23 protein-coding genes are annotated in these 21,629 nt (G+C 45.8%); 15 read left to right on the top strand and 8 right to left on the bottom strand.

Annotation, left to right across the window (positions count from 1 at the left end):
• Positions 1-35: 35 nt before the first annotated feature.
• From AC5JL3_RS32910 to AC5JL3_RS32900, 3 genes are all read right to left on the bottom strand, one after another.
• Positions 36-914 (bottom strand): universal stress protein, encoded by an 879-nt coding sequence (locus AC5JL3_RS32910; RefSeq protein ID WP_496078464.1) that lies wholly within the window; start codon positions 912-914, stop codon positions 36-38.
• A 396-nt stretch (positions 915-1,310) separates the two neighbouring features.
• Positions 1,311-1,511, bottom strand: coding sequence for an NblA/ycf18 family protein (locus tag AC5JL3_RS32905; RefSeq protein ID WP_496078463.1), 201 nt, complete (start codon positions 1,509-1,511; stop codon positions 1,311-1,313).
• A gap of 530 nt (positions 1,512-2,041) precedes the next feature.
• Complete coding sequence (locus AC5JL3_RS32900; RefSeq protein ID WP_496078462.1) at positions 2,042-2,740, bottom strand: pirin family protein; 699 nt, start codon at positions 2,738-2,740, stop codon at positions 2,042-2,044.
• A gap of 249 nt (positions 2,741-2,989) precedes the next feature.
• Here AC5JL3_RS32900 and AC5JL3_RS32895 point away from each other — a divergent pair, with 249 nt between their 5' ends.
• From AC5JL3_RS32895 to AC5JL3_RS32880, 4 genes are all read left to right on the top strand, one after another.
• Positions 2,990-3,331, top strand: a complete 342-nt coding sequence (locus tag AC5JL3_RS32895) for a winged helix-turn-helix transcriptional regulator (RefSeq protein ID WP_192217704.1) — start codon at positions 2,990-2,992, stop codon at positions 3,329-3,331.
• 441 nt (positions 3,332-3,772) lie between these two features.
• Positions 3,773-4,426, top strand: coding sequence for a ParA family protein (locus tag AC5JL3_RS32890; protein ID WP_496078461.1), 654 nt, complete (start codon positions 3,773-3,775; stop codon positions 4,424-4,426).
• Positions 4,419-5,072 carry a hypothetical protein gene (locus AC5JL3_RS32885; protein ID WP_496078460.1) on the top strand — a complete coding sequence of 218 codons (654 nt, stop codon included), beginning with the start codon at positions 4,419-4,421 and terminating at the stop codon, positions 5,070-5,072. The genes AC5JL3_RS32890 and AC5JL3_RS32885 overlap by 8 nt, the downstream gene beginning before the upstream one ends.
• 158 nt (positions 5,073-5,230) lie before the next feature.
• Positions 5,231-6,658, top strand: a complete 1,428-nt coding sequence (locus tag AC5JL3_RS32880) for an aspartate ammonia-lyase (protein WP_496078459.1) — start codon at positions 5,231-5,233, stop codon at positions 6,656-6,658.
• Between the two features lie 216 nt (positions 6,659-6,874).
• Here the strand turns inward: AC5JL3_RS32880 and AC5JL3_RS32875 are convergent, their stop codons facing one another.
• A complete protein-coding gene (locus AC5JL3_RS32875; RefSeq protein ID WP_496078458.1) occupies positions 6,875-7,201 on the bottom strand; it encodes an ArsR/SmtB family transcription factor in 327 nt (108 codons plus the stop codon).
• A gap of 301 nt (positions 7,202-7,502) precedes the next feature.
• Here AC5JL3_RS32875 and trxA point away from each other — a divergent pair, with 301 nt between their 5' ends.
• The 3 genes from trxA to AC5JL3_RS32860 all read left to right on the top strand — a co-directional run bounded on the left by trxA (position 7,503) and on the right by AC5JL3_RS32860 (position 10,028).
• Positions 7,503-7,868 carry a thioredoxin gene (gene trxA / locus AC5JL3_RS32870; protein ID WP_496078457.1) on the top strand — a complete coding sequence of 122 codons (366 nt, stop codon included), beginning with the start codon at positions 7,503-7,505 and terminating at the stop codon, positions 7,866-7,868.
• Between the two features lie 250 nt (positions 7,869-8,118).
• The gene (locus AC5JL3_RS32865) at positions 8,119-9,252 is read left to right on the top strand and encodes an alkene reductase (RefSeq protein WP_496078456.1); all 1,134 of its coding nucleotides are present in this window, start codon (positions 8,119-8,121) and stop codon (positions 9,250-9,252) included.
• Positions 9,253-9,638: 386 nt separating this feature from the next.
• Positions 9,639-10,028 carry a RidA family protein gene (locus AC5JL3_RS32860; protein WP_496078455.1) on the top strand — a complete coding sequence of 130 codons (390 nt, stop codon included), beginning with the start codon at positions 9,639-9,641 and terminating at the stop codon, positions 10,026-10,028.
• 84 nt (positions 10,029-10,112) lie between these two features.
• Here AC5JL3_RS32860 and AC5JL3_RS32855 read toward each other — a convergent pair whose 3' ends face one another.
• Complete coding sequence (locus AC5JL3_RS32855) at positions 10,113-10,991, bottom strand: CheR family methyltransferase (protein ID WP_496078454.1); 879 nt, start codon at positions 10,989-10,991, stop codon at positions 10,113-10,115.
• Positions 10,992-11,234: 243 nt separating this feature from the next.
• Between AC5JL3_RS32855 and AC5JL3_RS32850 the strand changes: the two genes are divergently transcribed.
• The 3 genes from AC5JL3_RS32850 to AC5JL3_RS32840 all read left to right on the top strand — a co-directional run bounded on the left by AC5JL3_RS32850 (position 11,235) and on the right by AC5JL3_RS32840 (position 14,802).
• Positions 11,235-13,091, top strand: coding sequence for a sensor histidine kinase (locus tag AC5JL3_RS32850; RefSeq protein WP_496078453.1), 1,857 nt, complete (start codon positions 11,235-11,237; stop codon positions 13,089-13,091).
• Positions 13,092-13,286: 195 nt separating this feature from the next.
• On the top strand, positions 13,287-14,345 hold the full coding sequence (locus tag AC5JL3_RS32845) for a malate dehydrogenase (RefSeq protein ID WP_192217713.1): 1,059 nt from the start codon (positions 13,287-13,289) through the stop codon (positions 14,343-14,345).
• On the top strand, positions 14,338-14,802 hold the full coding sequence (locus tag AC5JL3_RS32840; RefSeq protein ID WP_496078452.1) for a hypothetical protein: 465 nt from the start codon (positions 14,338-14,340) through the stop codon (positions 14,800-14,802). The genes AC5JL3_RS32845 and AC5JL3_RS32840 overlap by 8 nt, the downstream gene beginning before the upstream one ends.
• Before the next feature lie 63 nt (positions 14,803-14,865).
• Here AC5JL3_RS32840 and AC5JL3_RS32835 read toward each other — a convergent pair whose 3' ends face one another.
• Positions 14,866-15,768: a cell division protein FtsX gene (locus tag AC5JL3_RS32835; RefSeq protein ID WP_496078451.1), complete on the bottom strand. Its 903-nt coding sequence runs from the start codon at positions 15,766-15,768 to the stop codon at positions 14,866-14,868.
• A 165-nt stretch (positions 15,769-15,933) separates the two neighbouring features.
• Between AC5JL3_RS32835 and def the strand changes: the two genes are divergently transcribed.
• The 5 genes from def (at position 15,934) to AC5JL3_RS32810 (ending at position 19,751) form a co-directional block, all read left to right on the top strand.
• The gene (gene def, locus AC5JL3_RS32830) at positions 15,934-16,500 is read left to right on the top strand and encodes a peptide deformylase (protein WP_496078450.1); all 567 of its coding nucleotides are present in this window, start codon (positions 15,934-15,936) and stop codon (positions 16,498-16,500) included.
• Between the two features lie 14 nt (positions 16,501-16,514).
• Positions 16,515-16,712, top strand: coding sequence for a hypothetical protein (locus AC5JL3_RS32825; RefSeq protein ID WP_199348312.1), 198 nt, complete (start codon positions 16,515-16,517; stop codon positions 16,710-16,712).
• A 93-nt stretch (positions 16,713-16,805) separates the two neighbouring features.
• The gene (locus AC5JL3_RS32820) at positions 16,806-18,182 is read left to right on the top strand and encodes a PrsW family glutamic-type intramembrane protease (RefSeq protein ID WP_496078449.1); all 1,377 of its coding nucleotides are present in this window, start codon (positions 16,806-16,808) and stop codon (positions 18,180-18,182) included.
• A 468-nt stretch (positions 18,183-18,650) separates the two neighbouring features.
• Entirely contained in the window at positions 18,651-19,190 is a 540-nt protein-coding gene (locus AC5JL3_RS32815; RefSeq protein ID WP_496078448.1) for a Crp/Fnr family transcriptional regulator, read from the top strand.
• 162 nt (positions 19,191-19,352) lie between these two features.
• Positions 19,353-19,751: a PleD family two-component system response regulator gene (locus tag AC5JL3_RS32810; protein WP_496078447.1), complete on the top strand. Its 399-nt coding sequence runs from the start codon at positions 19,353-19,355 to the stop codon at positions 19,749-19,751.
• 233 nt (positions 19,752-19,984) lie between these two features.
• On the opposite strand, the gene AC5JL3_RS32805 is transcribed toward AC5JL3_RS32810, so the two are convergent.
• Entirely contained in the window at positions 19,985-20,722 is a 738-nt protein-coding gene (locus AC5JL3_RS32805) for a hypothetical protein (RefSeq protein ID WP_496078446.1), read from the bottom strand.
• Positions 20,723-20,740: 18 nt separating this feature from the next.
• The gene (locus AC5JL3_RS32800; RefSeq protein WP_496078445.1) at positions 20,741-21,619 is read right to left on the bottom strand and encodes a DUF8581 family protein; all 879 of its coding nucleotides are present in this window, start codon (positions 21,617-21,619) and stop codon (positions 20,741-20,743) included.
• Positions 21,620-21,629 lie beyond the last annotated feature (10 nt).

Below are 21,629 nucleotides of genomic sequence, written 5' to 3'. Positions count from 1 at the left end.
CTTTGGATCAAATCAGCTCTAGCCCATCTCCCTCACTATCGTTGAGGCGGAAAGAACAGAATCGGGTGCCAGCTACGGCGCATCAATTCGCCAGCAAAGCTACGCACAGGGAACTCAATCAGTTTCCCTAGATTATCAGATGCCATCGCGATCGCGCTGATGTCAAACTCTAAAGCTGCGTCCAAAATCTCTTCATAAGGATTTCCCAGTCGCACCTCTGTGTTGACTTGCAATCCCAGTTGTTCCAACTCTGCTTTAACTGGTTCTAGCTGCTCTTGCGCCTCTCTTAGCTGATAATCTCTGGGAACTCCGCGACGTCCTCCTTCATCAACCACCCACATGAGCAAACACTGTTCGAGTGAGCTATCTGGTCGATTTTGGGCGTAGTCTTTAATCTTTTGCACGAGATATTTGGAGGCATTGCTTCCGTTATAGGGAATGAGCAAATACCGGAACAGATGCTGACACCGCAAATCTAACTCTTCGCAAGTGTAAGTAGAAATGAGTTGAGGTCGTAGGATGAGAACAGGTGTTGTACAAGCTCTCACCAAGCCTGCTGTCGTGCTACCAAATAGCTTTTCTTGCAATAAACTTCGGAGCGGCATTCCTGTAATCACAACATCTACCTGATGAGTTTTTGCCGCTTTTGGAATCGTGTCTATTGGACGACCTGATGGCACCTCGATCTTAATGTCTACTCCATCAGGTACACTTTTGAGACTTTGTTGGAGGCGATCTCGTGCCTTCTCAATCGCTTCATCGTCTATGCGTGGGATACCCCCTTCTTCCCACAGAGGAACACTATGCAAGAAGATAATCTGCTTCATGCCACTAGCTGCTAAGGCGGGTACAAAGTCTACAAGCCGATACAAACCATCAGAGAAATCGGTGCAGATTAGGCAACAATGAAACATATACACAGAAGATGGCTTTTTTATAACCGTACCATCTTTAATCGCCCTCTTGCTTCTCTCAAAGAGTTTAGTGTATTGCTTCCTGAAAATTTTCGTGGTGATAAATACAGTTTTTAGTGATGCTTGACTTAACTTGAAGAGGTTTGTGAGCCAAGGTTTTATTTGACTGCGTCTAAGTGTAAAAGTCAGACGCTCCTTCGTTGAACACTCAGCATTTTAGTTGGAGTGCCTGTCTCGCAAATGGCACTGTTTACCAAAGAATTCTGAGAATAGACTGAGTTGAAATTTTCCAAGTAGGTTAGCGCATTTGGTAGAGTTGACGCCCCGACATCCCCAGCTCCTTTCCAGGCGTGGAACCGAGCAAGAGACGGAGGTCGCCCACTACAGATAGGGCTACTACGACTCAAACTGTGGATTTGAGCCTAGTCCCCACTCGTGCTTGAGGAACTCTTTGTACATAGTTTCGCGCATCATCATTTGCTCATAGAGCTTGATTAGAAATTCCTGAGCTTGCTCACGGCTCATTTTCTGAACCTGAGTTTCAAACGAGCGGATGCTGAATTTTTGTTCCAGAGATAGTTCAATAGGGCCTGACATGTGTTCACTCCTAAAATAACTAGATGGAGATAATGTGTTTTTGAGTCACAGCCGCCCTGATTAAGTGAGGGCGAGGTATCTGTGAGTTGTTACGCTTTGTATTAATAATCGTAACAACTATTTGACAAAGTGCACGTACCTCTAAATGGGTATGTTCATCTAATCAAAAGAAGGAAAATCAATTCCGGAAACTTTCCTCTTCGGATTGAGGCAGTTTTATCAAGTCCTCACAGGACAAACTGCTCAGGATGAACAAATCCCCTAAGTATATATACTCAAACCTAAACTCAAGGCATCTTCAGATGCCTTGAGTTTAGGTTTGTTTGTATCCTTTCCTTTTCCTTGCAGCGCCTACCTGTCACCTTGGCAGGTATTAGGTGGTAGGTTTACAGGTATGCCTTGCTCTTGTTTGAATCTCCCCAAAACCCTAATCTTTCCAAGGACAGCGCCATAGCTTTTCCCTACAACCTACAACCTACAACCTACAACCTACAACCTACAACCTACGAGCTAATACCAAGACACAGGGATTATGCCATATCGAACAGTAGAATTTCTGCATCAGTTGTCGCTTCAATCACAAGATTTGTTTCGTCACTAATCGCTACTCCATCGCCCTTGTCGAGAGGTAAACCATTGAGAGTAACGGCACCACGAGCAACCTGAATCCAGGCATGACGCTGAGGTTGTAGAGTATGGGAAATGCGATCGCCTGGTTCCAGAACCGCCGCATACAAATCCACATCCTGATGGACAGTAAGCGCACCCTCCCTTGCATCGGGTGCCGCAACTAACCGCAGTTTACCTGGACTTTTTGCCAACTCAAAATTGCGCTGCTCGTAGCTTGGGCGAATACCTTCTGTTTTTGGCAATAGCCAGATTTGCAAGAAGTGTACAGATTCAGTTTCCGAGTGATTAAACTCACTATGTCGAATTCCTGTTCCAGCACTCATGCGCTGTACATCACCGGGCTGAATTACTGAGCCAGTACCGAGGCTGTCCTTGTGTTCTAGCGACCCTTCTAGTACATAGGTAATGATTTCCATGTCACGATGTCCATGGGTACCAAAACCAGCACCACCAATAACACGGTCTTCATTAATCACTCGCAAAGCGCGAAATTCCATGTGCTTGGGGTCGTAATAATTGGCGAAAGAAAATGTGTGGTAACTATCTAGCCAACCATGATTAGCGTGTCCGCGATCTTCTGCCTTTCTAATTGTCAGCATTGTTGCCTCCTGTTTGATGTAATTCTTTTCTAGACAGACTCTTTGCGAGTGAGTGTTTTGTCGGTTCTTGCAGCTAATGTCTTACCTAAAGTTTGCTGTGGCTACCGTCGCAATAGGGAGGAGTGGCAGTGTATTTGCAGTCGCTTAGACCAACCTTTTGTGTGTTTTTTGTATATTTAAACTTTAACGTTAGTAAAGCTATTATGGAAAGTATGCACTTTAAAGTAAGGTAGTACCTAAAAAGATACTATGGAAGCCAAAGTCGTAGATACCCAAAGAGCAAGTTGCCCAGTTGAGAGAACCTTGGAGGTAATTGGCGGTCGTTGGAAAGTCTTGATTCTTCGGGAGCTATTTCCAGGTCTGAAGCGTTTTGGTCAGCTACATCGAGCTTTGAACGGCATTACCCAAAAGATGCTTACTCAACAGTTACGGGAGATGGAGGAAGACGGCATCATTCATCGGGAGGTTTATTTGCAGGTTCCCCCAAAAGTAGAATACTCTTTAACACCTTTAGGAGAGAGTCTTAAGCCAATTATTGATTCAATGCACGAATGGGCAGTCAGGCATCTTGATGAGCAAAATCAAGATTGAGTTTTCTTGAATCGTCTTTATAAGTTAGGAAAGTAAAAGGAGAGCGAGCGCAAGGACATCTATAGTAAGATAATCTTGAGTCTGATTGATAGTTATCACTACAGGCACTGAACAATCGCTTAAATTTGCTGATTGAGACCACATTCTCACCAATAGGGAGAACCTACTGGCGTTTATTAGGATTTCGGTGTCGTAAAGGAAAATTAGTTTAAGTGCTAAGAAGTCTCGTTTAGAGATTTGAAGTTATGCAAAGGTGAATGACCAGGCTTGCATCAATAGCTTGCTTGCGAAATATCGGCTACGTAAACCAGAAAAATGTTAAACTTGATTTCCTCAGTTCAAGAAATTTCCGGGTCAAGGCTAATCACGATTTTTAATGGTAAGACAACTGTGTCAAGAAATCAGACAGCAACGATTGCTGATAAGAAAGGAACATTTTAAATGTCATTGTCTCCCAAGATAGTTGTTGTGGCTAATGGAAAAGGTGGGGTTGGGAAGACCACAACAGTTATGGCTTTATCGGGTATCTTTGCAGAGAAATACAAAGTCTTAGCTGTAGATACGGATACTCAAGGAAGTTTTTCTTGGTGGGCAAAGCGTGGGGAAAAACAGATAGGTTTTGATCTTATTCAAGAGACAGATCCAACTGTCTTGAGTCGTTTACGCAAGAAAATTGAAGGGTACGAGCTAGCTGTGGTGGATACAGCGCCAGCACTGAACTCAGAAGCATTAGCAGCAGTGATTGCGATCGCAGATTACCTAGTTTTGCCCACGCCACCCGCACCAATGGATTTAGCCGTCCTAATTGAGACAGTACAAAAAGCGATCGCTCCTGTAGGGACAAATCATCGAGTGCTGCTAACACGGGTAGATTCTCGCCGTACCAGAGAAGCACTAGAGGCTCAAAACACCCTTAGAGAACTAGGAATTCCTGCATTCCAAACTTTTATAAGGACTTACAAAGCACACGAACGAGCTGCACTGGAGGGTATACCAATCAGTCAGTTGCGAGGTGAGAATGCTCACGAAGCGAAAGCAGATTACCGCCGTGTCGTTGATGAATTACAGCGTGATTGGGAGAGCAACTATGGCTAAAAAAAGTTTAACGGACTTGCTGCACGAAGAGGTAAAAAAATCTTCTAAACAAGAAAGTAAAACCGTTCAAGAAAACACCGATGATGAACTTCAAGAGCAGAATGCCCAATTAGGAGAGGAATCACCCATGAATACCCAAAATAACCCTAGTGCCAGACGCGCAAGCGCTACTAAAGCTGACTTAGAAGCAACAATAGCCGAGTTAAAAACCGCTTTGAAAGAAGCACAACATCAAGAAGAAAAATTTGTTGATTTAAAAAATGCTTTAGAGGAAGCCTATAAAAAAGAAGGCGCTCTAGAACAACAAATTACTGATTTGCAATCTGATTTACAACATCAGAAAAGATTAGTCCATAAGCTCGAAAAAGAGGTAGAGAAATTAGAGCCGCTAAGAAAAGAATTTGAGCAAGCTAAAAAAGCAGCTCTCCAACTGGCAGAAGCTAATGACAAGCTGACCCAGGAAATCAATAGTCTAAAAAAAGGAAACGAACCCATTAAGGAGCAGAAATCTACTGCACTTAAGGAACAGAAAGTTTCTGTCATTAAGGAACAGGAACACACTCCAAGATATCAGCAACCTCTAAGACCTGTTCAAAAAGAAGCCGATAAGCCTGCTGATTTTGCAACGAAAAGCTGGCTGTTGTAATTTACGGCTGAATAGTATCCAGATATAAAGCGATCGCATAACTCAATGAAGGAGCGATCGCTTATTCAAGGCTTGTGTGTTACTTAAACTTGGGGATTGGGTTCCAAAATTGGCACATTATATATACTCAATGCTAATGCCCAATCTCAATAACACATATGACTGAACTAACTGGCTTAGGCTACCGGATAGAACGCGATTCAATGGGAGAACTACAAATCCCAGATGACGCTTACTACGGGATTCAAACACTGCGGGCAATCGAAAATTTTCCAATCAGTGGCATCAAGCCAATACCCACTTATGTAGATGCCTGTGTACTGATTAAAAAAGCCACTGCGATCGCAAATGGTCAACTTGGCTGTATTCCCCAAGATATTAGCCGTGCTATTGTCCAAGCGGCGGATGAAGTCCTCAATGGCAAGTTTCGCGAACAATTTGTCGTCGATGTCTATCAAGCTGGGGCGGGTACTTCGCACCACATGAATGTCAACGAAGTCCTCAGCAATCGGGCGCTAGAAATCTTGGGGGATGAGAAGGGGAACTACAAGCGCGTCAGCCCCAACGATCACGTAAATTATGGTCAGTCTACCAATGATGTGATTCCAACGGCGATTCGGATAGGTGCATTACTCGCCCTAGAACATACCCTTTATCCAGCTTTATCCAGTGCGATTGCTGCCCTAGATAATAAGGCTTCGGAATTTCAAGATGTGGTGAGATCGGGTAGAACCCATCTTCAAGACGCTGTACCTGTGCGCTTGGGGGAAAACTTTCGGGCTTGGGCGCAAATCCTCTCGGATCATATCCATCGGATCGAAAGAGCCTCCGAAGACTTGATGGTGCTGGGTTTGGGTGGCAGTGCGGCAGGTACAGGGCTAAACACGCATCCTCAATATAGTTCGCTTGTCGCCCAAATTCTCGCTGAACTGATTGGTCAACCCCTGAAACCTGCACCGCACTTGATGGCAGCGATGCAAAGTATGGCACCCTTTGTCAGTGTTTCCGGTAGCTTACGGAACTTAGCGCAAGATTGCGTGAAGATTTCCCATGACTTACGGCTGATGGATTCGGGACCAAAAACAGGCTTTAAGGAAATTCAGCTACCACCAGTACAGCCCGGTTCATCAATTATGCCCGGTAAATATAATCCGGTAATGGCAGAAATGACTTCAATGGTCTGCTTCCAGGTGATGGGCTACGACAGTGCGATCGTACTTGCTGCTCAAGCCGGACAACTGGAACTTAATGTTATGATGCCTCTGATTGCCTATAACCTGATTCACAGCATTGAAATTTTAGGTAACACAATCACAGCCTTGACGAATCGCTGTATTGAGGGAATCACTGCCAATAGAGATCGCTGTTTAAGCTATGCAGAAGGTAGCCTTGCTCTCGTCACCGCCCTCAATCCCCACATCGGCTATCTCAACGCAGCGGCTGTTGCTAAAGAATCTCTCCTAACTGGAAAATCCCTGCGACAGATTGTTCTAGAGCGAGAACTTATGAGTCCAGAGGACTTGGCACAAGTGCTAGACCTAGAGCAAATGAGCGTCTTACCAGACTCTAGTCACTCAAGTTCCTAAGCTGAATGGCATTGACTTAAAAAATTCAGTCACAACCAACCAACCTTTGCGCGGGGGGTTTGGGGGAGACGCTTGTCCCCCAATGGGGGGTTTGGGGGGAAGCCCCCCAATCTGGGTTTTTCTACAAATGATTATTTTTCGCTTAAGTTAGTGACTTTCTTCCTAAGCTGTTGATTGACAACCCTCAGCAATGAAGGGAGTCGTCCTCCCCACGTTCTACTCACCTTTATTCGTCAAACTTTTGAGGCAGGCATTCAGTAAATCGCAGTTGAGCGAGTTGTACTTCGTCTGCCCATCTTTGCGCTGCCTGATTAACCCTGCCTCAGCGAGTGCCTTTGAATGATGGCAAAACAGAGCCAAGCTAATCTCTAATTTATTAGCAATGTCTGTGCCACTCATCTCCTCTTCTTGTGCAAGCAACTCCACAATCCGTAGTCGTGTTGGGTCAGACAACGCGGCAAAAATTTTCGCCCGGATAAGGCTGTCGTCTTGAGGGGCAACAGGCAGAGGCATCGCTCTTGTATTATCACTTTTCTCAGTCATGGTCAGAGGTTGCGTATTTGGAATTGTTAAGTTAAGTACTTAAATAAGTATTTGATAAAGTTGTAAGTATAACACTGTTAATAAATTGTTCCTCTATTGTCTCATAAACTTCGACCTCCTGCTGAAATGGTTAAATGACTACTTGACTTTCTCCTAAAAATTCTTTATCTTTTACTTAAGTGGTTGTTTAACCACTTAATCAACCGAGGACTGATGGTGTTCAGAGTCAGAGTCTAGCAACCCTATCGACTTTGGCACTACCAGCGATACATGAAGCTCGGTATACAGGAGAGTTTTAACGATGTCAGACAATACCAAATCGATCAAACTGACTACTGATAACTTCCAAAGCGAGGTATTAGAAAGCGCACAGCCAGTTCTTGTAGATTTCTGGGCACCTTGGTGTGGCCCCTGTCGGATGGTTGGGCCAATGATTGAAGAACTTGCCGCTGATTTTGCCGGACGTGCCAAGGTTGGCAAGTTGAATATTGACGAAAATGACGCTGTGGCGACAAACTACGGCATCCAAGCCGTTCCGACACTGCTGTTTTTCAAGGATGGACGAGTGGTGGATCAGGTTGTGGGTGTAGCGCCATTCGCTGTGTTGGTTGACAAGCTGAATGCGCTGGATGAGCAATACTTGACAACCTCTGAGAAAGCCGCTTAATTCTCGATTTCGGCAACATTGTTCCTAACTAGCTGTACATAGTCATGTAGCCGATTTACTCCAGAAAGGGAGAGTGTCCAACTCAATATGAAAAGGCTTTATCTCTCCCTTTCTTCTTAGGACTTACGCACAAGCGCCATATCTGGTAGGGGCGCACAGCTGTGCGCCCCGACAAATGGTGTTTCAAGGGTGGATTTGCGTAAGTCCTGTTCTATTTCCCTCAAGATTAAACAATATGGAGATTCAACCCATGAGTAACGAAGTTAATTTGCTATCGCCTGTTAAAGTTGGTCCCTATGAGCTTCGCAATCGCCTTGTGATGGCACCATTAACTCGTAATCGTGCAAGAGCAGGAAACGTCCCAGGAGCGCTGAATGCTAATTATTATGCTCAACGCGCATCGGCTGGATTGATTATCACCGAAGCCTCTCAAGTCTCACCGCAAGGTTTGGGATATCCTAGCACTCCAGGAATTTACTCACAAGAACAAGTGGAAGGCTGGCGATTAGTGACTAACGCCGTGCATGAGCGTGGAGGACGAATTTTCCTGCAACTATGGCACGTTGGGCGGATTTCGCACCCTTCGTTACAACCGGATGGTGCGCTACCCGTTGCACCAAGTGCGATCGCACCTGAGGGTGAAGCATCAACGTATGAAGGGCAACAACCTTTTGTAACACCCCGTGCATTGGAGACAGATGAGATTCCGGGAATTGTTGAACAATACCGTCAAGGAGCAGAAAACGCTCTAGCCGCTGGGTTTGACGGCGTAGAGATTCACAGTGCCAACGGTTATTTATTGGATCAGTTTCTCCAAGATGGCTCGAATCAGCGCACCGATCAATATGGCGGTTCCATTGAAAATCGCGCTCGACTCCTGTTGGAAGTCACTGAAGCCGTGACAAGCGTTTGGGGAGCGGAACGTGTGGGAGTGCGCCTCTCGCCCACGGGTACATTTAATAGTATGTATGACTCGAATCCAGCCGCATTATTTAGCTATGTAGCATCTGCCCTTAATCGCTTCGGACTAGCTTATCTTCATCTCGTAGAACCAAGAGCTGATGCAGATGCTCTCAAGCGGTGGGCTAAAGATATTGGTAACCTCAATGACAAAGAAGTCGGTTTAGCGGCGCGGTACTTCCGTCCAATCTTTACAGGAACTATCATCTCCGCTGGTGGCTATGATCGTGAACAAGGAAATGCAGTTATAGCGGCTGGGGATGCAGATTTAGTGGCTTATGGCAGACTGTTCATCGCCAATCCTGACTTGCCAGAACGCTTTGCGCTCAATGCTCCATTGAACACCCCAGATCGCTCAACCTTCTACGGTGGGGATGAGCGGGGTTACATTGATTACCCATCACTTGAACTTCAGAGCGCTTAAGGTGATTTCCACTAAAGAACTTACCCATCAGGCGGGGCGAATGAGGATGTCCCATTTAGGCAACAACAGTATTTCAATGCTATTTCCGCCTGAAAGTGGCGTCGTTGTGCTCCACGCATTTTGGAGGCAGCTAACCGCAGAACCTCTATTTGAGATGGACTAAGGCGATTCTCCTGCATCGATAGCTCCAAAGACTTGCTCCTTAACTCGCCATTGTATAGGAGCATCTTCGCTTATCTGGTAATTTGTTTTTCAGAAATCACCTAAATATCAGAAGCGGGTAACGCCAGGATAGAGATGCCTGCGTCATGGACTGAATTTACTCCCTTTCCACTGTAAGATTCTATTGCCAGTCTTCTCCACTCCCCTGTACAAGAGGTAATAGCGTGATTGAATATATTACTTTGCCAAATAACGCCCTTCCTCCTGCTGGTCCTTTTCCCCATGCGGTGAGAGCGGGTGATTTTTTGTTTGTTACGGGGCAATTGTCAGAAGATCCCGAATCGGGTGAAATAGTAGCGGGTCTAATAGACCAACAAGTGAGGCGGGTGATGGACAACTTGAAGTTAGTCTTGGAACACGCTGGAGCTACGTTGAATCAGGTAGTTATGGCACGGATTTTTATTACTGACTTGCGCTATATAGAGACAGTTAATGAAATTTATCCAACTTACTTTGAAGCAGGTCACTTGCCCAGTCGGACAACAATTGGCGTTGTCGGTCTTGCTGGTTTGGGTGATGTGGAAATTGACTTAATTGTTTACTGTGGTTCGTGACAATTGGGAATTGGGAATGGGGAATTGGCAAGAGTCGTCAATCTTAGGGTTCTTCGATATCCTACAAACGCCTACTTTTTACTCTTAATGATGACCAACTTCTGTATTAGCTGCGTCGGCGATTGCTAAAAGGCGATCGCGTAACTTCCCCTTCGGCAGTTTCGCAAAAATCCGATACTTAAGCTTAAATGGCGTAAAGAGATTAGTGTAGGTTAGTAGCATCTCCGCTTTGCCTACAAAGAGAAAACCAGTGTCATTGAGGGCAAAGTGGAAGCGGGCGAGGACTCGTGCCTGTGTTTCTGCATTGAAATACATTAGAGTATTGCGGCAGATCAGCAAATCCAGACGACTAATCGGAGGGTCTTGAACCAAATTGTGGCGACCAAAAATCACATCGCGCCGCAAGTCACTACGGAAGGTACAAACAGTTTTCGATTGGTCGAAGTACTTATTGATCAGTTCGTCGGGAACATCTCGCAATTCTCGACTACTATAGGTAGCAAGACGACCATGGGCAACCGCTTCTTCATCTAAATCGGTCGCGTAGATTTTCACCCGTCTTCGGAATTCCTCTTCTCCTAACGCTTCGGCAAGGATAATTGCGATCGTGTAGGCTTCTTCACCAGAGGCGCAGCCAGCACTCCAGACTCGGATTAGTTCATTGTTTGGCTTAGCTTCAAGAATCCGTGGGACTATCTCATTGGCTATGTATTCCCAAGCCTGCGGATCGCGAAAGAAAGTCGTCACATTGAGTAACAGTGCATCGAGTAGGTAATCGACTTCAACGCTATTAGCTTCCAGATAGTCTTGGTAATCGCTATACGAGCCAATCTCAACTCGCTGCATCCGCTTTTTCATCAGGCGCATCAGTGTCGGACGTTTATAACCTGTAAAATCGATCCTCCAAGACTGCTTGAGATAGTTGAGTAACGTCTCAAATGCCAAATCTTGCTCATCACTCACAACACTCTCCTGAAATCTTCCCCTGCACGACTCAATTGGCAACCCAGGTAATTAATAAACAATTAAAAGTTTTCTCCCTGCCTCACCTGCTATTTTCAGATTAGGATAACGTTAATCCGACTTAGACTTAACAAATACCGACAAGCAACAGTTCGCTGACGCTTAGGCAGAAGCTCAAAAAAAGGTTTCTAAGTTACTAACAGCATCTACTACACTCTCAAAAGAATCTGAGGCGTTCTACCTATGACCAATAAGATTTTTGACGAACAGATTACTCTGTCCTTGCGGCGCCTTGAAGAACTGTGGCAACGGGCAGATAATTTGCCAAAATCCCCCCCGGAGGGATGGCGACAAACAGATGACCTGCCAACTCAGCCACAAGAACTACTTTGGGAGAGTTTAGAAGAACTTACCTTTTCTCTAGAAGAGTTGCGAGTTGTTGTTGAGGAACTCCAGCAACAAAATGATGAATTAGCTCAAATTAACAGGGAAATAGAAGCTGAACGTCAGCGCTATCAACAACTATTTGAACTTGTTCCAGATGGCTATCTAATAACGACCAAAGAAGGGGTAATTCTTGAAGCCAATCAAGCCGCTGTAGAGTTGCTCAAAGTTCCTTCTGTTAGTCTTGTTGGCAAACCCCTTGCTGTTTTTGTGGCGGCTGAAGAACGTCATAACTTCTACTCGCAGTTAAATCAGCTTTCTAGAGGCGAGTCAATCAAAAATTGGCTTGTTCCCATTCAGCATAGGCACCAAGCTGACTTTATCGCCTCATTCACAGTTACACCTGTACAGGATTTGCAAAATCAAGTAGTAAGCTTGCTCTGGCGGATGCAAGACTTTACGGATGAAAACCGAGGAGCAACAACGGTTTGTGTTCCGTCTGCGGTTGAGTCAAGGGGAAGAAGCGACATCACCTCTTCTGCTGTGTCACTGAGTGAACCCTTGTTCCGCGCCATGTTCGAGAACGCTGCGGTTGGTATGGCACTTCTAGATAAGCACGGTCACGTCATCAAGAGCAACTGTACACTACAAACTATTCTGGGTTGTACTGCCCAAGAATTGCCAGTGGTTTTGCGGGAATTGATGGGTTTAGATCAATCCGGTGTAGAGTTAGTGACATTCCAACAACTGATAGCTGGACAGCGCCACTCTTACCAGCTAGAAAAGCGCTTTCTCAATCAAGATGGAGCATTGTATTGGGGGCGGTTTACGGTTTCTTTGGTGCAAGGAATTGGGGAAGAACCGACTTTTGCAACATATATGCTAACGGATGTCACAGAGTACAAACACTCAGTCTTGACAACGACTGAGGCACAAGCAAAAGGCGAGGAATTTAGTAAGCTTAAATCTAGATTTTTCTATGTCACTACCCATGAACTACGCAACCCACTCAATACTATTTTTGCTTGTGCTGACTTAATCGAAAATAATACTCGCAAAGGAACTGAAGAGAAAAAGCGTACTTATCTCCAGCATATAAAAGTAAACGTCAGACGGATAAATCAACTATTGGATGACCTCCTTTTGATGGGGAAAATAGAAGCTGGAACAATAGGGGTGAATCCATCTTTAGTTGATTTAAATGAATTTTGCCGTAGGTTGATTGCTGAGTTACAAGAGGATGAGGGAAAAGAACACAAAGTTACTTTGATTAATGAGTATCAAGCCTCAGGTATCTGGGATGAAAAATTGCTACGGCGCATCCTCAAAAATTTACTACTCAATGCGATTAAGTATTCACCTAAAGGTAGTGAGATAAGCCTAAGCATAACTTGTGAAAAAGGACAAGTAGTTTTTCACATTCAAGATTCAGGAATTGGCATTCCTCAACAAGATCAAAAGTTTTTGTTTCAAGCGTTTCACCGGGGTAGTAATGTAGGCAAAGTTCCAGGAAGCGGTTTGGGATTGTTGATTGCAAAAGAGTGTGCGATCGCGCAGGGAGGAGAAATCGCTGTAGAGAGTGAAGAGAACCTTGGCACAACGTTTATAGTTACTTTGCCACTGAATCACCGACCAGGGAAGAGTAAGAAGGTGAACTTACTCCCTTCCCGGCAGAAGAATACCAATAACGACGGGGGACTGGGGACGGGTGATTGAGGAAGGGGACAGGATTTGCAATAGGTAATCTTACAGAGGGAAGGGAGTAGACGTTGAACAACGCAATTGAATCGATAACCTAACCTGCCACCTTTTTGCTCAAGACAAACTTCTACAAGAACGGTGCAGGCTTAAAATCTCATTGCACTGGCTCAATCACCATCCTAAAAAAGAACGAGAGGGCAACCAAGCAAAATGGACGTTTCCATCATTGGCGCTAGTGGAGGCTGTGGGCGTGAAATCGTTGCCCAGTTACTGGACTTTCGAGTGCTTTCTCCCACTGAACGACTACAGTTAGTTGGGAGAGCAGAAGGAAAAAGTTCTCAAATTCTGTATGGACTGCGTAGTGACTTAACTGACGCCTACGCTGAGATTGCACCGGAACTGGATGTCGCTTTGCACCCAGAAGAGGTTGTGGGTGATGTGATTGTGATGAGTGCTGGTGTCACGATGACAAGCAGTAAAGCAAGTTCACGAGACGACTTAGCACAAAGCAACTTACCTCTATTTCATAGCTACGCCAAGGCGATTAAGCAATATGGTCATGGTCATGAAATTATCTTGGTTGTAACGAATCCGGTAGAGTTAGCCGTGGAAGTTTTCAGTCACTACTTGGGACGACATCGGGTAATTGGCATCGGTGCATACTCGGATAGCTTGCGCTTTCGGCGGGAAATTGCGAATGATATCGGTGTACGACGGCAGTTGGTACAAGGGTTCGTTGTGGGAGAACACGGTGAAGGCTTGGTGCCACTCTGGAGTAGTGTGCAGATTCATGGCATGGATGAGGAGGAGTTGCAAGCTACCCTCAAACGTCTGCAAAGAGAACGTCAGATTTCTCAATTTGCCGATGAAGTGAGCAAGGAAAAGCAAATTCTCCTTGATTATCTCCACTCAGAACAGATCCGTGAAGCGTTTGAGTATGTTGACCGTTTGCCACCCGATTTGCGTGTAGTGCTTAAACCTTATGTCACACAGATGTCTGGCGCAAGAACCCTCGCTGCTACAGCTAACGCTACGGTGGACTTGGTGCGTAGCCTCCTAGATGGACGGGAAATTGTCGTGTCGGGACAGGTGCGCGTTGATGGCGAGTTTTACGATATCCATACTTCTATTGGAGTCCCAATTATCGTCACACCGATGGGGTGGACTCAGGTTGTGCCAATCGAGTTGTGGGAGGATGAAGCCTTGCTGCTCAAACAAACAAGCGATCGCATAAAATCCAAAATTCAGGAGTGGAGTAAGAATGGCTGAAGAGCGCTGGGTATTTGTAATCAAAGCTCAAGATAAACCAGGCGCACTAACAGCAGCGGCGGGAGTCTTCTCGAATCGGGGTGTCTCACTAGAGACAATTTTGGGGAGTGGGATAACGTTAGCAGGCACAGATGGAGGTCGGATTGTCCTGAGCTTTCGGGCAACCGAGTACAAGAAGGATATGCTGTTGCGGGTTTTGGAACGCTTGTCAGCCGTGCAGCAAGTGAACTGCTATGATTATTCATCTCCAGAACTCCGTGCGATCGCAGTAGTCCGAGTCTCAGGTACAGATACTGCTTGGGAAGCCTCTGATGTGCAAACAGAAATCGTCTCTACGGGAGAGGATAGTCAGACGATATTGCTGACTGGAATTACACCAGCAGTAGAACGACTAATTGAGACGCTACGCGAACACAATGCCTTGCTGGATGTAGCCATGTCGGTGATGGCAGTGTGACAAAAAGAAGTTGATGGGGACTGACTCAATTCCAACAATGAAATTTGAAGATACATTCGCTTATCACCGCGAGGCAAATCGACGCACGGCAAACAAACTTCCCATTAAACCGACTGAACCACCAAGACTGAGAAGCAACAATGGCAGGAGGAGTAGTTGGATTGGGTTGGGTTGTACGCCTCCAGCGAGAAATTGGATGAAATCGGGGCTAGTGGCAAGCAACTTGGCAATAAACTGCAAGACACTAGTAATTAAAAACCAAGCGATCAGAGCGCCAACAACACCAAAGGTAATCCCTTGCAAAATAAACGGCAGATAAATCCAAGCTGTGGTTGCGCCAACGAGTTGCATAATCTCAATTTCGCGCCGCCGTGCCATTACAATTAGGCGAATCGTTGTTGTAATTACGCCAATCGCTGTCAGGCTCAAGAGGCTGGTAATTGTTAGACTCACCCAACCTAAACCCTGATTGAGTTCTTGCATTCGCTTCAGAGCATCATCCATATATTGAACATCATCAATTCCTGGTATCTTGGCGAGTTGTTGGGCAAGAGTCGGGACATCCTTTTGGTTCCTTGCCTTCACCTTCAATTCATCCACCAGTGGATTACCTTCTAACTGTGCAGTTGCACCTGCAATATCAGATATTCCCAGTTCCTGAACTAAAGATGCCCAAGCTTGTTCTTTAGAAATTATTTTGACTTCAGTCACTTGGGGCAGTTCCTGCACGATGGGTATTACTTTTTCTAACCGTTCTCCAGGATCGAGATACACAGAAACCTCTACCTGACTGCCGAACTGATTGAGCAACCCCTCTAACCTCCAAGACGCTTGCACACTCATCCCAAAGAGAAACAATAAAACCGTGACGGTACTCACAGCCGCCCAATTCATCCAACCCCCACGCTGCAAGCCGATGAGTGTCTCGCGCAAGAGATAATCGAGTTTAGTTAGAAATTGGAACATCCTCTACGTCTATGCCCAGAAGCGCGTCAATAATTGCTCATTCATAATCGCATCAAGCGCTCTGTTTTGGTGGGGAATCCCCCGAATTTCAAACGGATGGAACTGTTAAAATAGTAATTAGGAACTCAATTGTCAAAAACCTAGCTTATTCACGAGTCTTCAGCCATGACTGCTCAAGTTGTTGTCGAAAAGAAAAAATTAGAAAACCCTCCTTTAGAGCTTCATTATCTAGGCGATCGCGTTTTGCGTCAGCCTGCCAAGCGCGTTGCCAAGGTTGACCAAAGCATCCGTCAGTTGGCACAAGAAATGTTACAAACTATGTACAGTGCTGATGGTATTGGTCTTGCTGCGCCACAGGTGGGAGTTAATAAGCAAGTCATTGTGATTGACTGTGAGCCTGACAAGCCAGAAAAACACCCATTAGTCTTAATTAACCCAGTGATTAAGCGCTTTGGTCGCGCTCTGTGTGATGCTCAGGAAGGTTGTCTGAGTATTCCAGGTGTTTACCTGGATGTCACCCGTCCCGATGAAGTTGAAGTGGCATACAAAGACGAAAACGGACGCCCTCAAACGCTGAAGGCGACTGGGCTATTATCCCGTGCCATACAACATGAAATGGATCACCTCAACGGGGTAATGTTCGTAGATCGTGTGCAAAATGGCTTAGTTTTGGCACAGGAACTGAAAAAGCACGGCTTCTCTGCACAAGCTGTTAAACCCTTCACTGAATAAGGCAACCAGGAACTATGATGACTCCGAAAAGCGGTCTGTTTTTGATGAGTTCCTGTGTAGCCGCGATCGCAGCCGTTGGTTCGATTTTTGAGCTGTCTTCGGGAAACCCGCAGTTGGGGACGCTAACGACTGGGATTATCCTAGCCGCTAGCATCCCTTTGACTGGATTAATGTTCTACGCGGCAGTCCGTGATGCTAGAGCAAATCAGTAGTTTGTATTTGGTTGGCGAGTTAACTGTTGTTGGTTGGCGAGTTAACAAATAACCCACAACTAAAACCAAATAACAGATAACCAACAACCAATTATGACAGGTCAGGTTTATCGTGGATTTCTGCGACAGCTATCTACTGGTAATGTAGTAGGGTTGCTCCTGCCGCCATATGCCCTATCCGATGAGCAAGAAATGGTGATTGGACGCGACCCTAGCTGTCAAATTATCTTAGAGCCAAATCAGTACACGATTGTCTCGCGGCGTCATGCTGTGATTCGCCCACTCCATTCTTTGAGAAATGGCTTAGCTCATTGGGAAATTTGCGACCTCAGTAGTGCGAATGGCACCTATATTAATGGGCACTACTTAAAAGGTTGTCATAAATTACAACCGGGCGATCGCATTGAGTTAGGTCAGGGTGGACCCCAATTTGTCTTCGAGTGCCCACACTACAATCCTGTACCACTCACACCTCCACCAACCCCTTCTAATCTCACGGCAGCGAAGAAAACTCCTCTAATCTCGGCTGCTGCGGCTAGTTATCAAAAACCTGATTCTGTCACCTTTACCCAACTATTTCCTCTCGCTTCAACCGGACGTGACTTAACTCAGAAAGCGTTCTTGATACCAGGCATCCTCACGGTAGTGTTTGTGGTGTTGATGTTTGCTGCCGTTGGTCAATCGGCTGTGTTTAATCTGCTGCTGGCAACCTATCTGTCAGGAGCGGCTTTTTTCTTTGTCTACCAACTCTGCGGCAAGTCTAAACCGTTGTGGGTGTTACTTGCTTGTGCGTTGTGTACCAGTCTCATTCTTGTTGGTCCAATCCTGCCGCTATTTATCCTCATTTTCCGGGATATTTTGCCTGGAAAGCTGCCAAATGAAGGAGAAGTAGTTAGCGCTGCCTCATTATTTGTGCGGATGTTTTTTGGGGCAGGGTTGATGGAAGAGTTGCTCAAGGCATTGCCAGTGTTAGGGGCATATTTCCTGGGAATGCTTTTCTCTTCCCCTTGGCGAGAACGGATTGGTGTCTGGGAACCCCTGGATGGAATATTGTTAGGGGCAGCATCGGCTGTTGGGTTTACGCTGTTGGAAACGCTAGGGCAATACGTCCCGGAAATTATGAATAATGTCACCCTGCAAGCAGGTGAGGGGCAACTGTTGGGACTACAGTTGTTGATTCCTCGGATTCTTGGCTCAGTGGTGGGGCACATGGCATACAGTGGCTATTTGGGATATTTCATTGGGTTGAGCATCCTCAAGCCGAGTAAGCGTTGGCGAATTCTGAGTGTCGGCTATCTCTGTGCAGCAACACTTCATGCTCTATGGAATGCAACGGGATATGTTAGTCCTTTGCTCTTAGCTGTCGTTGGTGTTTTGTCCTATGCCTTCCTCGCCTCTGCAATCCTCAAGGCAAGGGCACTTTCCCCAACGCGATCGCAAAACTTTGCTACCCGCTTTTCTGGAAATTAGCGATCGCACACCCAACCTTGTTGGTTCAGAGTAAGCTTAAATCCCATGACAGCTAAAAGCGATGTCTAATTGCTGAACGAACCCTATCGAAGCTGAGCGTAGACTCCCAGCATCGCCTGATTTTGAAGCGATAGCGAATGATGAACAGTCTGGGAAGGAATCGTTGATAGAATTGAGGCTCAATCAAATTTTTGCACAGTGACAGAAATGAAGTTTGCGCCAACTAATTTTTGCGTAGCAAAAATTAGTTGGCGCAAAAAATTTAGTTACTCGTGTACGAGTTCAAGACTTTTCCGCATGACTACTGGGAACCGCCTACTTACCCTTCTACCCCGTGAGCTATACAAGAAGCTTGCCCCCAACCTGAAGCGAGTTTCGCTGGAACAGGGCATAATACTCCACCATCCTGGTGAGACTATCGAGTCTCTCTATTTCCCTACTGATTGCCTTCTCTCGATCACCGTCACGATGAATGATGGCTCCACGTCTGAGGCGGGTCTGATCGGCAACAGGGAGGTACTCGGTGTCAATGCCTTCATGGGCGGAAGGGAGACCACGCAGACAGAATATATCGTGCAGATGGCTGGCAGCGCGATCAAGGTGGATGCACAACTGCTGCTGGAGGAGTTTGACTGCAACAAGGAGCTGCGTGACGTGATGCTGCGCTGCACCCAAGCCCTGATCGCCCAGATCTCGCAAACAACAGGCTGCAACAGCCTCCATAATCTAGACCAACGCTTAGCACGCTGGCTGCTCGAAGCCCAAGACCGCACTGACAAGAAAGAGCTTAAGCTTACGCATGAGTTCATCTCCCACATGCTGGGTGTGCGCCGTGCTGGTGTCACCCAAGCTGCCCAAAAGCTTCAGGAGAGGGGTCTGATCCGGTACCAGCGAGGTAACGTCACAATCCTGAACCAGCGAGCGCTGGAAGCGTCTTCGTGCGAATGTTTTAGAGTTCTCAGAGAGGAATATGATCGCTTGCTCGGACCAAAGGACAGAGATGGCTAATCAGATCGTTCTTCCCTTGTGTCGTGCGGCAGAAAGTGAAGCACTTTCGCTGAGCCTGCCCGTCTAATGGCTTAGGTCTGTTCAGGCTGTAATACTTCTCTTCTCCTCAGTCTGCGAGTCACATTTTTGGAGAGGAGCAAATGGAGAGCAAATGGAGAACAAATGAACGAGAAAAAAGATACGCCACCGACAATCTTGATGATCGAACTGGATGACGACACACGCCCACTCCTGAAGCAAAACCTCTACAACTGGGGCTACCGTGTGATTATGGCGCTAGAGGAAGAAGACGCGATCGCCATAGCGCGTGGTGTACGCGATCATCCTGACCTGATTTTGCTCAACCAAGTCAAGCTGCCGATAGACGAGTTTTGTAACATGGGGCGGCGCATACGTCAAGGCGCGGAACTCCCCAGCAGCACACCGATTGTCGTCATGGCTGAGCGGTACGGCGAGGATATGGAAGGGAAGGATATTAAGGTGGGTGAAAGCGAGTACGTGACTTATTTAGAAGATGGAGAACAGTTGATGAATCTTCTACACCGTCTTTGCCCAATCTAGAACCAACTTATTGCTCGGTTTTCACGAATTAATTCATGCCATGAATCAATTTCAACCTTTTTTTCCTGATGGATAGTTTGGCTTTCTTGTTGCTTCGTATTTCGGAGAGTGACAGAAGAGGGATATACGGTAGCCTTGTAGGAGAAATCACTCGATACTGCCTCGAATTGAGAACCGCTATAAGTTCCAACAACAAAATTTAAATGCCTGTAATCTTATGAATGACAGCTTTGTCAAGGTACTAACCATGCCAAAATACCCTTGGCAATCTTTTTGTCTAAGAGCGATTGTGAGAGCAAACGGGCAAGGAGTTGACGCAAAGCCCAGCGACCAACACTTGGTAATAACAACATCAGTAGCCGCTTTAAACCTACTTGCAAGAACCAAGACATCACTACAGGTGCCAACAGCATCCAAGGACTACTCTGCATTAGTTGCTGTATATAAGGAATCACCGTTCCCGCAGTAATCAGTATAGATAGCGCCCAAGATAACAGATTGACCTTTAGTAATACCCTCAATCGCAATTGACTTAGTAATTGATCAATTAGCCAATAGTGAGCTGAGGCAATCGTATAGCAAAATTTGGGACGTTCTAGACAGTCGCTCTTAATCTGATGAATAATATCGCCATCAGTTGAGATAACACTTCGCATCAGTGCCTCCTCGACACCTCCTCGCAGATAGTAGGTACAGAAGGTCAGTCCAGACTGTAAACGGCTTTCGCCATCAATCAGGGCGTAGTAGCGCAAATCTGCTAGAAGTTGGTGGGAAATCTCAAGGGGGCGACCTGTTTCTTGAGCTTGTTGAATGCTTGTGAGAATGTCTTTATCTAGATGAAAGTGAATGCCGTGGAACAGCACACGCTTACGAGTGATTTGTTCTTTATCAACTTGAATGTACGGATCTAAATTCAGACCGTTGTTGTTAGGAACCTTTTGGGAATGTTTTTGGCGGAGAGGATGCGGCACGGGAGGAAAACTCTATCCTTACCCTTTTTGTTTTGATGAATTCCAAGGAAGAAATTCTCTGCTAGAAGCTCGTTGAAGCGAACCTTGCACGAGATTGATGATAAATTCTAATAGTCCGCGCCACTGCCTTTCACCAGCGAGGACACCTTCTTTGTGGATTAGTAAGATTGTGTCTCGATGAGGATGGTCAAAAATTTCTTGAGAGTAACGGTTGATGATATCTCCATCTAGCTGAATTACCGTTTGGGCGTAAATCATATCAGTTGTCACTGCCTTTTGCAGAACTTCTGATTTGATATAGCCTTCTTGCTCAGCTTGCTTTTTCAGGAGCGCTTTGTTGCGATTATCCAGTGCGGCTTTTAGTTCACTAATCTTCCGCAAGCTGCGTAAGAAATGACTATCAGCCAAAACTTTTTGCGCCTTTAGAATATCTTCAGGGCTAGTGGGTTGAACAGGGTCTGGCAGTCGTGTTTGGATGTCATGCATTTCTACCGTTGGGTCGGTAAGAATTTGACCATTTCCTCGTGCTGAATCCAGGACGCTTGGGTCATAAAATTCAGAGGTTGGGTTAGTCAGGAGTAAGGTGTACTCTAGTTCCAGATTTTTGCGTAACTCAAGATAGCGATCGCACAATGACTCATGAATTTCCTGTTGTTCAAGATAATCCTCAGATATTGCATAAATATCCCGATAAGCTTCCCAAGCAATAAACTTGTCCCCAGTAATTTGCGCCACAACCATTGTGTTGACTTCTAACGCTGTGATGTCAACAAGAACTTCACCCAAGGACTGCAAAAATTCATTCAGGGTTCTACCTAAACTAGGAGGAACAGACCTGCTGCTTGGTGCTGATAAGTCTGACAATTCTTTTCTGTTGCGGTTTCTGGTATTGGTCAAAGCTGTCATG

This window comes from Symplocastrum torsivum, assembly GCF_059505465.1.
Note: the sequence above shows the minus strand (reverse complement) of the source record. Positions and strands in the feature narration are given on the sequence as shown.